The sequence below is a fragment of the Pedobacter roseus genome (assembly GCF_014395225.1).
Lineage (GTDB): Bacteria > Bacteroidota > Bacteroidia > Sphingobacteriales > Sphingobacteriaceae > Pedobacter > Pedobacter roseus.
Genome location: NZ_CP060723.1, coordinates 494,407 through 506,578, shown reverse-complemented (window position 1 = coordinate 506,578; position 12,172 = coordinate 494,407). Strand labels below are relative to the sequence as shown.

At 40.6% G+C, this 12,172-nt stretch carries 14 protein-coding genes; 4 read left to right on the top strand and 10 right to left on the bottom strand.

Annotated features, from left to right (window positions below):
• Nucleotides 1-30: 30 nt before the first annotated feature.
• Nucleotides 31-1,185 (bottom strand): hypothetical protein, encoded by a 1,155-nt coding sequence (locus tag H9L23_RS02165; protein ID WP_187593453.1) that lies wholly within the window; start codon nt 1,183-1,185, stop codon nt 31-33.
• Nucleotides 1,186-1,227: 42 nt separating this feature from the next.
• Here H9L23_RS02165 and H9L23_RS02160 point away from each other — a divergent pair, with 42 nt between their 5' ends.
• Nucleotides 1,228-2,259 (top strand): hypothetical protein, encoded by a 1,032-nt coding sequence (locus H9L23_RS02160; RefSeq protein ID WP_187593452.1) that lies wholly within the window; start codon nt 1,228-1,230, stop codon nt 2,257-2,259.
• Nucleotides 2,260-3,016: 757 nt separating this feature from the next.
• On the opposite strand, the gene H9L23_RS02155 is transcribed toward H9L23_RS02160, so the two are convergent.
• Nucleotides 3,017-3,397 (bottom strand): PAS domain-containing protein, encoded by a 381-nt coding sequence (locus tag H9L23_RS02155; protein ID WP_246474819.1) that lies wholly within the window; start codon nt 3,395-3,397, stop codon nt 3,017-3,019.
• Between the two features lie 267 nt (nt 3,398-3,664).
• Here H9L23_RS02155 and H9L23_RS02150 point away from each other — a divergent pair, with 267 nt between their 5' ends.
• Nucleotides 3,665-4,003: a hypothetical protein gene (locus H9L23_RS02150; RefSeq protein ID WP_187593451.1), complete on the top strand. Its 339-nt coding sequence runs from the start codon at nt 3,665-3,667 to the stop codon at nt 4,001-4,003.
• Nucleotides 4,004-4,296: 293 nt separating this feature from the next.
• Here the strand turns inward: H9L23_RS02150 and H9L23_RS02145 are convergent, their stop codons facing one another.
• From H9L23_RS02145 to H9L23_RS02130, 4 genes are read right to left on the bottom strand one after another with little or no spacing between them, the layout of a single operon-like run.
• A complete protein-coding gene (locus H9L23_RS02145; protein WP_187593450.1) occupies nt 4,297-4,479 on the bottom strand; it encodes a hypothetical protein in 183 nt (60 codons plus the stop codon).
• Between the two features lie 57 nt (nt 4,480-4,536).
• Nucleotides 4,537-5,307 (bottom strand): DNA-formamidopyrimidine glycosylase family protein, encoded by a 771-nt coding sequence (locus tag H9L23_RS02140; RefSeq protein ID WP_187593449.1) that lies wholly within the window; start codon nt 5,305-5,307, stop codon nt 4,537-4,539.
• 4 nt (nt 5,308-5,311) lie between these two features.
• Nucleotides 5,312-5,689, bottom strand: a complete 378-nt coding sequence (locus H9L23_RS02135; protein ID WP_187593448.1) for a DUF3606 domain-containing protein — start codon at nt 5,687-5,689, stop codon at nt 5,312-5,314.
• A gap of 27 nt (nt 5,690-5,716) precedes the next feature.
• Nucleotides 5,717-6,181, bottom strand: coding sequence for an MPN domain-containing protein (locus H9L23_RS02130; RefSeq protein ID WP_187593447.1), 465 nt, complete (start codon nt 6,179-6,181; stop codon nt 5,717-5,719).
• Between the two features lie 347 nt (nt 6,182-6,528).
• Between H9L23_RS02130 and H9L23_RS27015 the strand changes: the two genes are divergently transcribed.
• Entirely contained in the window at nt 6,529-6,654 is a 126-nt protein-coding gene (locus H9L23_RS27015; protein ID WP_394355232.1) for a hypothetical protein, read from the top strand.
• A gap of 299 nt (nt 6,655-6,953) precedes the next feature.
• Here H9L23_RS27015 and H9L23_RS02120 read toward each other — a convergent pair whose 3' ends face one another.
• Complete coding sequence (locus tag H9L23_RS02120; RefSeq protein WP_187593445.1) at nt 6,954-7,967, bottom strand: SDR family oxidoreductase; 1,014 nt, start codon at nt 7,965-7,967, stop codon at nt 6,954-6,956.
• Between the two features lie 524 nt (nt 7,968-8,491).
• Between H9L23_RS02120 and H9L23_RS02115 the strand changes: the two genes are divergently transcribed.
• Complete coding sequence (locus H9L23_RS02115) at nt 8,492-9,223, top strand: LytR/AlgR family response regulator transcription factor (RefSeq protein WP_187593444.1); 732 nt, start codon at nt 8,492-8,494, stop codon at nt 9,221-9,223.
• Between the two features lie 624 nt (nt 9,224-9,847).
• Here the strand turns inward: H9L23_RS02115 and H9L23_RS02110 are convergent.
• The 3 genes from H9L23_RS02110 to H9L23_RS02100 form a co-directional block, all read right to left on the bottom strand.
• Nucleotides 9,848-10,075: a hypothetical protein gene (locus H9L23_RS02110; protein WP_187593443.1), complete on the bottom strand. Its 228-nt coding sequence runs from the start codon at nt 10,073-10,075 to the stop codon at nt 9,848-9,850.
• Between the two features lie 170 nt (nt 10,076-10,245).
• Nucleotides 10,246-10,407: a hypothetical protein gene (locus tag H9L23_RS02105; protein ID WP_187593442.1), complete on the bottom strand. Its 162-nt coding sequence runs from the start codon at nt 10,405-10,407 to the stop codon at nt 10,246-10,248.
• A gap of 223 nt (nt 10,408-10,630) precedes the next feature.
• Nucleotides 10,631-12,148 (bottom strand): glycoside hydrolase family 32 protein, encoded by a 1,518-nt coding sequence (locus H9L23_RS02100; protein WP_187593441.1) that lies wholly within the window; start codon nt 12,146-12,148, stop codon nt 10,631-10,633.
• Nucleotides 12,149-12,172: the final 24 nt, after the last annotated feature.

The window sequence follows — 12,172 nt, the reverse complement described above, 5'->3', positions numbered from 1 at the left end:
CGCATTTAAATCCTGGTATAAATCAAAGTGCTAATTTCCTTTTTTCTTTGCCTCTGCTTCCTGAAGTTCTTTCTGTCTGATTAATAGTTCCAATCGCTGATTTTCTAGTTTAAGCTTCTCAATCTCGTCAGCGAGTGAGGTATCTTTATAAAGTTCCGCTTTTTTCTTATCTGCTTCATCCTGCTTTTTCTCTTGGTCAGCCTTTTCTTTTAAGGAAGCCGCTTTCCAGGCCTTTATTTCTGTGCTCAGAGACTCAAGGCCACTGACCGTATTATCAATCGCCGCCTTAGTAGTAGATTCTTTTATCCACGCATACCTAGTGAGTGAGCCGCTTGTGGAGCTAAAAGACAGTTGTAGATTTTTTCTGCCTTTTAATATGGGGATATCAGCCTGCACTAAGGTGCCGGATTGGGGAACTAATACGATTTCATCCACTACCTCTCTTTCCATTATGAACTGATCACCAGCTAAAACAACTTTCAATTGATATTCCGCCGGAACCATATAGCTGACAAATAAACTTTTTGTTGCCTTTAAGGGACTTTTCCTTGAATCATTTTCCGAAACCACCTTTTTAGTGAAGGTATACTTTACTGATGCGTTTGGGGTAACCAGATCTGTTTTATATTTATCGGAAAGAGCTGGTTTAATTTCGCCAGAAACTGTAGATCCATCGTCACTGAGGTAGATTGTTTTTTTAACAGTAACTGACTGTTCAGTAACTTCAGGTGCGGGCACCTCACTCTTTTTTTGTTCGCCGGTAAAACCGTAGCTAAATCCTGTCAGAAGTTTTACCCCTGTTGTTAACAGTCCGATTCCACCTTTGATCAAATCAGCAGTTACCGGCTCTTGTTTTCCATTTATTGAAGCAAGTGTACCGGAGCCATTGGTATCGTATCCGATTTCAAAATTAAAACTTCTGCCACCTTTACCTAGATCTGAGAGGTCTAGTTCATGATACTTGTCCGGATATAGTTTGGACTCCACCAAAATATCGCCGTCAACCTTCACAAGTGTAACCGCATTATCCACGCTACCATCTTTTTTAAAGATCTTTTTATAGGTGATTTTAAACGGCACACTGATAGTGAACACTTTTTTTGGGATGAAATACCCAACCTTTTGTTGGGCATAATTTGCACCTGTAGGTAACAGGAACAAAAAGAGCATTAATTTTTTGTACATGATATTCCTTTTTTCTCTAAATTTAAATAAATATAATGACTTATGCTAAAGATATTTACGCTCTCAATTCTGGTTTTTTTGATCTTTCTTTACAGAGATGAAGAGACCTATATTTGTGGTTATGCCTCAGCTGTAACTTTGTCTTCGGCACTTCCGGCCACTAGTCCTAATACAAATGTCCAGGCCACCATCGAGAATTTTTATTACAAGTTTGGAAAGCGGTACATAGGAACAAACCCGAATTCCATTGATATAAAAGAAGGGATAATTGATGGCGAAGGGCTCAGATATGCTGCTGCCGGATATGTAAAGCTTGAAGGTGGAGAAATTCGACGATATATTAGTTATGACCCAAAGATGTTCACCGATGCTTTTATAAAGGCTGAAAATGGATGGCTTTATAGGTCTATAATACTTCACGAGATCGGACATCACCTGTCTGCTGATAACCTGCGTAAGGAAAAGACAGCCATAGCCGAGCGATATGCGGATGAATTTTCGGGATTGCAGATGGCCAATGCAGGAGTATCATTAGACGTTGCGATAAAGGCTGTGAGTACGCTAACTGATCTCAACCCTGGAGGTGGATATCCTAGCAGGAAAGAAAGAATTGATTTCGTTACCACTGGATGGAGGAATGGACAGGAAGACACAAAAGAATATATGTATACCGCTTTTGCCAAGACTAAAATAAAAAGTCCAGGGAATGGAATGTTTGGCAATGCAATAAAGGATTTTAAAAACATCAGTATGGCTGTCGAAAACAGTGCGCTGGAAACAATCAAATATCATAACAAGAATGATAAGTCGGTCAATCTCCAGACCGCTGGAAGTCTGGCCCACAGCTTTTCTATCGATAATGATTACCTCTATTACAAATCTGGGGACCAACTCACTCAGGTTGGACGGGTCGCCCCAAGTAATTCACCTGCATTCAAATTAATGATTATTGACAAATTCTTCAATTTTATGTATGTCAATGAAAAGAATCAATTGGTCGTTTTTGATTACCTTGAGCTTAATAAGGACAAAAGCGATAAATTCCTAATCGTTGGAACTATTTCGACAAATTAGTTAGACGGAGCTTTAGGTGTATATTTCAACTAAACTGGTTCTTCCCCAATTTTGGTCGTCAATCCGGTGTTAATACTAATCTTTTCCTGAGTAAATCGAAGCTTGCTCTTCCATATATTTGACGCTTAATAGTCTTCAATGGTTGCATATCGAGTAGATAGGGATTTGATCAAAATTGGAAACAGACCTGATGCATTATTGGCGTCAGTGAACAGCCTAACCCATCATCTCCTGATGAGGGACTATTTGCTATATAGCGATCGCAATGTACTAAGAACTCTTGGTTCGGATCACTATAATCCCTGGCCTTATGGGAGGTAAACCAACAATAATGGCATACCGTTTTACGGTAGACATACCAAATCTATTGACCCCTTATCGCCAATATGCTAACATACAGGTCACCAAAACTTTACAACAGTTTTATTTCCGAGCAGGTGGGGGCAATTTACTCTTCAGGGTAAAGATAAAACACGAAAGCAGATTATCATAAAGCATTAATCCTGTTACTTACGAAAAGAGCTGCGAATGCAGCTCTTTTTTATTGTTTGTAATTAATGATTCGGCATACCATAGTCGAAAAAAAATTACTTTCAGTTAAAAATTGGTAAGATGGGTCAAATAAATTGTTTTGTGCAGTCAACTGCGGAACCTGGCCTGACTGGGATATTTAATTCTGAAGTTGGTGGGCGACTTTGGCTGTCTAAACCTTGAATGATGGTCATCGTTGATCATCCCAAGAATTGAAGATATCCGTTCATACTCCTCGAGCTGCTTGCGATAGGGTGATGTCCTTTGCAAATGCGAAGACCAGTCTGTCCTTTTTTATCGGCACCGACGTGCAGCTCAGCCATACAATTGCCCCTTCCTTCATCAAATATCTATTCTCAAAGTTTAGTAATAAGCGGCCCTTCAATAGTGCTGTACACTTTTCAGCTGTCCTCTCTCTGTTCTCCGGATGTATAAAATCTTTTATTGGCGCAGCAAATAATTCCATTTCAGAATAGCCAAGTACTTTGCAAACTGCAGGGTTGATTTTCTTAAAATAGCCATCAAATCCCGCGATGCACAAAAGGTCGGGCACAACCTCAAAAAAATACTCCAGGTCAAATACCATCTGAGATTTTAACTTGACCATTCCATCTCTTGATTCATATCCTTACGCATTAACTGATTGTTGCTTGCTGACACCATTGAAATGCAAATTTTGCCCAAATTGTTTTTAATTCATCATTAACACATTGATTATGTCAATTTTGAGCACACATTGGGCAGTTTTGTGACTGTTCACTACCATGAAACCTAAAAAGTCAAGAACCAGGATGAGTATAATTACTGTTTGATCGGGCAAGAGTGATGGAAAATCTACGGCAGGCCATTTAAAATATATTAAGCAAAACTGTAATTGATCAAGAAATTCCCGATATTTATAAAAGGTTCGGGGCATGAATTTATCTGCATGCGGGCAAAGGATGTTTTTACAATATCCTTCCAATTTAATATTTTTAAAAAAATGAGTTTACCAATGCGTATCACCTTTGAAGGTGAAGACTATACTTACATGATCCTGACCAAAATGATCAATAAAGAGACCAATGAGATCAGGATCAGCTTAAACGGCGAAGAACTGACCCTATCCCGCAATGCACGCGGAGAATGGGATGCGGTGGAGAGGACGGTCAGCGACCGGCATGGCCTGCTGATGTCAATAGCCAGAAACGTCGCACTGCGCTACAGACTTTAGTATTTGCCGGCACTGAAGATCAATCTAAAAAAACGACATCATGAATCCAGAAGAAAACCTGGCAGCCAACCCCGCTGCACCAATCTTTAAAGGACACTTAGAGATCCGGTTACCCAATCCAATGTAAAAAGTTATAACGGAAGCTCCTGCAATCGCTCTGGAAAAATAGTCGCTATTGTTATTTTATACGTCAATAAAAAACCGGATTGCCTGGCAATCCGGTTCGATATCTTTGACGAGTATTTAAATTGGTGATTCTTTCAATCGGCATAATCTTTACAGTCTTTTTGATTTTAGGAATTACCTCCTGCATTTCCAGCGAGGTCGCCGCCCACGTCTTCTTCATCATCGGATTCCCCCGTTAAGCCGCGTTGCACTTCATTATCATCAACGTCTTTTTCCTCGTTGGGGCTAGTCTGCGACTGGCCATTGCCGTTTTCTTTTTCCTGGTTCTTTGGATCATTGTTTTCTTCCATGACATCTTCTTTATTATAAGAACATATTTTTTTGGCAATGGTTTTGGGCTGGGCGGTTTAATGAAACAGTTCCTGGCTTTGGGTATAGTAGGTGGTTCTACCTCCTATTTTATCCGAAAGGATTTCCTTCCCATTTGGGGCCTGCTTTAGTTTGAAGCTATGAATCAGCATAAAATCCCTAAGTTCGCCTACCAGTTCATCGCCGTTTTCTTTTTCGATCTTTTTTATGGCTGTTTTCAAAACATGTTGAATGCTTTTATGGAGCTGTTTGATATGTTCTTCAGGTATTTTACCCGAGATGGAAAAAGGGGAAATTCCCGCATGGTAGAGGATTTCATCACCATAAGAATTGCCGATCCCGCGGACTTTTTTCTGATCCATGAGCAAGCTTTTAATCAGGGTCTTTTTGCCATCAAGCAATTTTTTAAAAGTATTTAAATCCAGATCTAAAGCATCATTTACCAGACTGGGCGGTGGATACAGGGTGGGCGTGGCCTGTTTCTGCATATCGGTTACAGCAAAACCTTCGCCGCCTTTGAAATGGAATATCAGGATTGGATATTTCGGGGGATTATCCGCCAGGCTCACTAACTCTCCGCGGAGCATGAGGTGAAGCCCTAGCACCCTTTCCCCTTCAAAGTGGAACTGCAGGGTTTTACCTGAACGCTTCACTATTTTTAGTTTACGGGTTTCAAGAGACGATTTAAGCCTGGCTGCCGTAACGTTGAGTTTGTTTGAAACCTTTACCTCAACTTTTTCCAGCAATTTACCTGCGAACCTGCGGCTGAGGATTCTGGAAAACACTTCTAAATCTGGAAGCTCTGCCATAGGATCAGGTTTGCAGGTATTTTTTGATTTCTGAAATGCGATCACCCCGGATAGCGGCTGCTCCTTTTAGCGTATCGGGACTGACCTGAAACTGTTCTGCCCAGTATTTTAACTGTTCAGGGTCTTCTGTGTTGATGATTCCATCGTTTATGCCGAATTCTGCGGGTTCAATGCCATCGCTGTCGCTTTCGATTTCTTGCAAGTTATCCTGATCAGCGTTATCTTCGAAAAACTGTCTGGCGCATTTGAGGCCTGTTTCGATAGCGATTCCTTCTTCTACTCCCTCTTCGAGCAGGGCGTTGGCTATCTCTACAGCTTTTTCTTTTAAGTATTCGGGCTGGTTTTTATAGGATGGCGGGTAATCACCGTTATACCATGGCATAATAAGCTCCTTTCTGTGATAATTGATTTAGTTTACTCCGATGATTTTAAAATATTCATCATCTTTATTTTTGACGATCAGATCCAGATGCTCTTCAAAGTCGACCAGGTTCAAAACTTCGTCTTTTAGAAAGGTGGAAAACACTTCCAGACAGGTATTTGGATTGAGGGTGACTTCCAGTGTTTCGCTGGATTTCCATACAGTCTGTACAATATCTGGGTAAGCACCTTTGAGCAGTGTAGGAAATCCATTTCTCGAAAACACCTGGGAAAGTGAAGCGGCAATATCCCAAAGGTATTGCTCTAAGGCTTGATCTGCTGTTTTCCACTGCATGCCCCTATTCTGATCCTGCCACGTGGTGCCAAGAAAACTATCACCAAGGTTTATGCTATTACATTCGCCACGACTTTCAACAATGGCTTGTCTGATTCCATCATCGGTTGCTATATCAAAAATATATCTTTCCATATCCAGGTTTGCGGTAGGCTCCATATTGATAGAACAGCTTTTTTTGTATTTGGTTTTGAGGAGATTGGATAGTTGTTAGTAAGTTTGGTTTGACGGGTTTTCGATTCAGGACAATCAGTAAGAAACCTGGTTTTGAATCTTCCGGGTATTTCGTACCGTCATTATTTTGTCGGATCTGTAATACCATTTACACTGGAAGTGGTTAGGTAAATGCCTGTTTATAACATTTGTTAAGGAAACTCTAATCAATCAACAAGGCATTTCCCGAATGGAAAAATTCATCGCCGCTTAGCAGTGCGATTATAGGATTGCCTTTTGAAATCAGCCGGGACAAAAAACAATCGCATTGGAGGTGGTATATCTATCCCCAGATGCAGGGTTTGGGGTTTTCAGATACCACTAAACCCACGCGCATCGGCCACCGCAGCAGTCCTCAGACTGTTGAAGAAGAGCCCGTAATAGACACAGCTAAAACTTTTTTTCATCATGCACAATAAATAGCACAAAATTACGCTTATTTATATGAGAGCGTTAATTTAGATTAAACGGGAACCTGTCTTCTGATAGATTCCCGTTTTTCATTTATCCACCTCGCATCCCCTCTCGCAAACCATATACTAAGTTTAGCTACCCACACAGGTAATTGCGACAAACCTTGATGAAAAGGAGTAGCAGATACCTTTTGCGACGGGTAAGCCCAGCATGACCTTTAAATAAAAAGCTCAGCCAAAAAAATCCAGCTGAGCTTAAAATTACTAAGTATTCAAACTAAGGTCATACTTATTTTTTTGAACCTTTAGGGTTGCCCTCCACCGCCCATCGCGCCATATACCTGACCGGTTGAGTAACTGGCATCGTTTGCGGCGAGCTGAACATATATGGATCCAAGTTCAGCAGGCTGTCCCGGTCTGCCAAGCGGCGTTGCACTTCCAAATGATTTCAACTTTTCCATTGTAGCTCCACCACTTACCTGTAATGCTGTCCAGATCGGTCCCGGCGCTACACCGTTCACGCGAATTCCTTTTGGGGCTAGTTGTTTTGCCAGTGAACGCACGAAGCTAGTGGTTGCGGCTTTGGTCTGGGCGTAATCATATAATTCAGCCGAGGGATCATTTGCCTGCTCAGAGGTTGTACCGATAATTGATGAACCTGGTTTTAAATGCGGAAGAGCTGCTTTTATCAACCAAAACGGTGCATAAATATTGGTTTTCATTGTCCAGTCAAATTCTTCTGTGCTGATATCAAGTATGGATTCATGCGTTTGCTGCCTTGCCGCATTGCTGACCAATATATCCAATCCTCCTAACTGTTTTACCGCATCATCAATAAGTTTTTTACAGAATTCTTCATTGCGCAGGTCGCCAGGTATTGCAACTGCCTTTCTACCCGCTTTTTTGATCAGTTCAACCACTTCTCTTGCATCCGCTTCTTCCTCAGGCAGATAATTAATAGCTACATCGGCTCCTTCCCTGGCATAGGCTATTGCCGCAGCACGGCCCATCCCTGAATCACCTCCAGTGATCAGCGCCTTTCTTCCGGTCAATCTTCCCGATCCTTTATAACTTTGTTCACCGTGATCCGGTTTTGGGTCCATTTTGCTCGCCAATCCCGGCCAAGGCTGTTTCTGCTCCTTAAAAGGTGGACGTGGAAATTTCATTTTGGGATCTTCCAGGGGAGCTGAGTTAACAGATCCACCCGCTGTATTTCCCGAAGCATTGAACAAAGGCGCTGCCGCCACCGCCGCGATCCCCACACCGATTCCGCCCAGAGCTGTTCTCCGCCCGATTTTGTTGTTATTCTCGTTTTCCATGGTCATTTAGGTATATACTAGAGAGAACCCTGTTTCTGAGGCAATAGTTTTTATCTGTCTGTATATTTCGATGAAAGTGGTTCCTACGGTTACGGACGCTATTGGAATCGCAAAAATTTTAAAGCCCTAAACATAAGTTTAACGCGCTGCTGAAAATTTAGCTCAACAAGATGATCCAAAAATCAAAAAGGTTATGTAAAAGGCCCAAGCATCGACTTTCAGTTGAGCATTCATCGCTAATATTTCAAAGAAGGAGGTTAAAAATCCCTCCCCCTTCTGATACCATAGGCTTCCGACAGCTTGGTAAACACTAAAAAGTTGAAATGACGAGTTAAAAATTAAACCATTATTTCAATCGTAAAATCTTGAATTATTAAAATTCGTGCAACATTTTTATGTGAACGACCACTTTTTTATGTGAACTACTTGTACCGCTATGCGAAAGACTTCTAAAACAGCTACGTATTGCTAATTAAAAATACAATTATTATTTTAGCCATATACTCAGCCGAAACAATTTTGACATGGAACTAAAATGCGTAATCATCGATGATGAACAATATATACTAAACCAAATCGAGGAACTTGTATCATTGACGCCGGGAATCATCCATGAAAAAAGTTTTGATAATGCTTATGATGCCTTAACCTATTCACATAATCAAAAACATGTTGATATCGTCTTTTTAGATATTGAAATGCCGCAGATCAATGGCATTGAAGCCGCAAAACTGCTTAGGCCTTACTGCGATTTTTTGGTATTCGTTACAGGACATGTGGAATACGGAGCGGAAAGTTTTGAGATCGGAGTAGATGGTTATTTACTTAAACCGGTAAGCGAAGTTAAATTTATTCAACAGGTTCAGCGTCTCCTGGAAACAAAGTCAAATGAAGCATCCACTAAAAATCCAGATAACTTTTTACTGGTGAAGGGAGGCGCAAAACATAAATATCTCAGCATACCGCTCGCTAAGATCCTATACATTAAATCAATGTCCAACTATATACAGGTTTTCTTAACTGATGAAGAACACATAAGCTATCATACCTTGAAGCATGTAGAAGAAGCTATCCGGGATAGGACTGAATTTTTGAGAATTAACAGGTCTGAAATGATATCCTTTAACCACGTCAAGCAGGTTGATGGATATCAAATCTTAATGAATAACGGAAAAAAATTTACGGTAAGCAGAAGTTATAAGAATAAATTTGACGAATTTTTGCGCAGCCGTTTACCTGGTCCTGGTATCAGATAAGCTACACGCGATAATGTGTAAAAACCAATCTCACTGATCCTGTGTCGCCGAATCCGTAATAACAAGATAATTAATGATTTAATGCAAGTCTGAACTTTTGCGAGATGAGGTCAAATGGTTACAGTTTATCCACCAATGCACCAGTATTCAACTGCATTGCTATTTTTTTGTTTGTTACCTTTGGACATGCTTGGAGTTTTTGAAAATTATTTACGCTTAAGCAACTGAATATTGCATCAATTAAGCACCGATGGACGAAAAAGGCACTGGCAAGAAGGATTCGCACGGTACGCAATGGATACATGTCAGGAAGGCTCTAACTGAACTAACCAAAATTAACGAACATGTCCGTAAAACAGAGGTGAGATTTTGTTATCAAAAAAAAATGCGCAGATTTCAACATGCTAGGTCAAATCACCATTCCACGAAGGTTCGATTCCCTTTCGATCCGCCCACATAGTCATTCAGAAAAAGCATGTCATTCCTTTGGAAGTATACAGACATCAAGCGAAATGCTCTAAAAAGATCTTATAACATTGATGGGAACAGTTTCATTGCAAACAATTATTAGATCATTCCATTTATATTTGGTAAATAAAACCCATAGGGCAACCTTGCTTAAACCTAAACCGTACAGACCTCAAATGCACCATAGTTTACCATATCGGCATTATGTGAAACCCGTAGATTAAGCTTAAGTTTCTGGATAATTCCCTTTGCTGTTTCAATAGCAGCGTGGATATTGCCCACTCCCCTAACTTCAATCCCGGTAGGCATCACCTTGAACTTGTTAGGCTCAAACTTCTCAATGAATTTCTCGAGGTCTTTTGACATTGTATTAATTGTGCTCATAATAATTATATTTCCCTAACAATCCCATCTGCCAGTATTTTGTTTTATACCTTAAAAAAATTGGTACTCCTAAATGAAATAAAATTGTGTTAAAAATACTCAAAGGCTAAAACCTACTTAGTAAACCTCCAGGATCAAACCTCCAAGGTAGATCACCACCATTAAATTGATTAAGCAGGATCATCTACAGGACTCTCAAAATCTGCTTTGGTCTCTGAGCTACCGCTTTTATCTTCAGCCTTCTTTTTATCTTCTTTAATTGATTTAGGGGAACCAGAATGGAGATTTCGCTGAAGTTTCTCCGAAATATACACTCTTATATGGGTATACATTGCATTTTGTATGATACTCGATTTCAAAATCCATTAAAATACCTCTAGATTGCTCATAGGAATTGGATTTTTTAGATATAATCAATTTTTTCATAGACTGATTACACCTAAATTCCGGTTAGCAAAAAGGACAAGCTTAAAGCTTGTCCTTTCTTAATAATCATCTTAACCGAGGCAGCGTTGAACAGATAAGGGAATGATACCTGTCTATTTTTTATGCCCGTTATCTTCCCCTTTTTTTCAAATCAATCGTCCAAACCGATATGTCACTCAATTTAATATCTGAAGAGGTGCGGATCTTGAGCGTATCCCAGAAACTGTGTGAGAAAAATATATCGGTCATCACCGTCAATCCATTATCCGAAAAAAGCTCTACTGAGGCCTCATCGAAAATTATGCTAAATTTTAAATTTTTGGATTTTGAAATCCTTTGAGCAATGTGTTTTTTAGCAAATCCCTTTTCAAAGGATGTATCACCAGAACGCGTCCTGTCGATAAAAAAATTGTTGTTCTTTTCATCATACCCAATAATGAGCTGCTCTCCGTCACGGTTTTCAAAAACAATATCCACCTTTTCTGATTTTGCGAGACTTAGGTCGATTTTGAACTTTCCATTCAGGGGCTTAATATGAGAAGAGAGATCAAGCTCCTTACCAATAGAAACATTAGTTACTTTGTACACGGATTTTAACAGTGGAGAGATTTCCCTTACAGGCATTGAACGAAGATAATACTCGTTCCCGGCACTTTCAAGAGATAGTTCCCTGGCGATTGTGGTAGCACCCCGCCAGGTTTTGGTGGGCACCTGGTTGGCATACTGCCAGTTATTCATCCAGCCAAGAAAGATCTTCCGGTCGCCGGTGTTAGACCAGGTAACCCCAGCATAATCATCGGCACCGTAATCCACCCATTTTTGTTGAGTAGAATTGGGCACGAATTTATTACCATCAAAGCTTCCTGTAAAGTACTGGGTTGCAGAACCTCCGTTAGGGCCTCCGGGATTGATGCTGACTAAAAGTACCCAAACCGTTTTACCATTACTTTTTAGTGAAAATAGATCCGGGCATTCCCATACCCCACCATGGGCACCCAGGCTGGCCCCAAAATCACTTTCGCGTTTCCAGGCTTTGAGGTCTGGGGAGGAGTAGAAAGTAATTCTGTCCTTTGTAGCCAGGGTCATGATCCATTTTTTTCCCTGCTCGAACCACATCACCTTTGGATCCCTGAAATCGGTAATCCCGGGGTTTGGAAGCACAGGATTTCCCTTATATTTAGTCCAGGTTTCGCCCTCATCTTTACTGTAAGCTATACTCTGGTATTGATGCAAGCCGGTTTTGGCCTCTTCTATCTTTTGGTTATGGTGCGTAAATATTGCCACCATGGCGTTCTTCCCGAATCCTGCGGTATTGTCTTTATCGATTACGGCACTTCCCGAAAAAATTGTCCCCAAACTATCCGGATAGAGTGCTATAGGTTTTTCTTCCCAGGTAAATAAATCTCGGCTTGTAGCATGTCCCCAGTGCATAGGCCCCCAGGTTGTACCCCCGGGATGATACTGAAAGAAAAGATGGTAAACGCCATTATAATACACCATTCCGTTAGGATCATTCATCCAATGAGCCTTTGGTGAGAAATGGAAAGCCGGCCGGTATTTTTCGCCTCCTGCAGATTGAGCATTTGCACCAATAGAAAATAGACTGCAAAGTAAAAAGATAGCCGTTCTTATGAATTTGTTTTTCATGATTTGTTATTTAATTTTTAGCAA

What these genes read in the sequence shown, in the direction of transcription:
- H9L23_RS02100 (WP_187593441.1), bottom strand. Translation starts at nt 12,148, where the DNA reads ATGAAAAACAAATTCATAAGAACGGCTATCTTTTTACTTTGCAGTCTA.
- H9L23_RS02145 (WP_187593450.1), bottom strand. Translation starts at nt 4,479, where the DNA reads ATGGAAGAAAACAATGATCCAAAGAACCAGGAAAAAGAAAACGGCAAT.
- H9L23_RS02115 (WP_187593444.1), top strand. Translation starts at nt 8,492, where the DNA reads ATGGAACTAAAATGCGTAATCATCGATGATGAACAATATATACTAAAC.
- H9L23_RS02140 (WP_187593449.1), bottom strand. Translation starts at nt 5,307, where the DNA reads ATGGCAGAGCTTCCAGATTTAGAAGTGTTTTCCAGAATCCTCAGCCGC.
- H9L23_RS02160 (WP_187593452.1), top strand. Translation starts at nt 1,228, where the DNA reads ATGCTAAAGATATTTACGCTCTCAATTCTGGTTTTTTTGATCTTTCTT.
- H9L23_RS27015 (WP_394355232.1), top strand. Translation starts at nt 6,529, where the DNA reads ATGCAGGGTTTGGGGTTTTCAGATACCACTAAACCCACGCGCATCGGC.
- H9L23_RS02155 (WP_246474819.1), bottom strand. Translation starts at nt 3,397, where the DNA reads ATGGTCAAGTTAAAATCTCAGATGGTATTTGACCTGGAGTATTTTTTT.
- H9L23_RS02105 (WP_187593442.1), bottom strand. Translation starts at nt 10,407, where the DNA reads ATGTATACCCATATAAGAGTGTATATTTCGGAGAAACTTCAGCGAAAT.
- H9L23_RS02135 (WP_187593448.1), bottom strand. Translation starts at nt 5,689, where the DNA reads ATGCCATGGTATAACGGTGATTACCCGCCATCCTATAAAAACCAGCCC.
- H9L23_RS02130 (WP_187593447.1), bottom strand. Translation starts at nt 6,181, where the DNA reads ATGGAGCCTACCGCAAACCTGGATATGGAAAGATATATTTTTGATATA.
- H9L23_RS02165 (WP_187593453.1), bottom strand. Translation starts at nt 1,185, where the DNA reads ATGTACAAAAAATTAATGCTCTTTTTGTTCCTGTTACCTACAGGTGCA.
- H9L23_RS02120 (WP_187593445.1), bottom strand. Translation starts at nt 7,967, where the DNA reads ATGGAAAACGAGAATAACAACAAAATCGGGCGGAGAACAGCTCTGGGC.
- H9L23_RS02110 (WP_187593443.1), bottom strand. Translation starts at nt 10,075, where the DNA reads ATGAGCACAATTAATACAATGTCAAAAGACCTCGAGAAATTCATTGAG.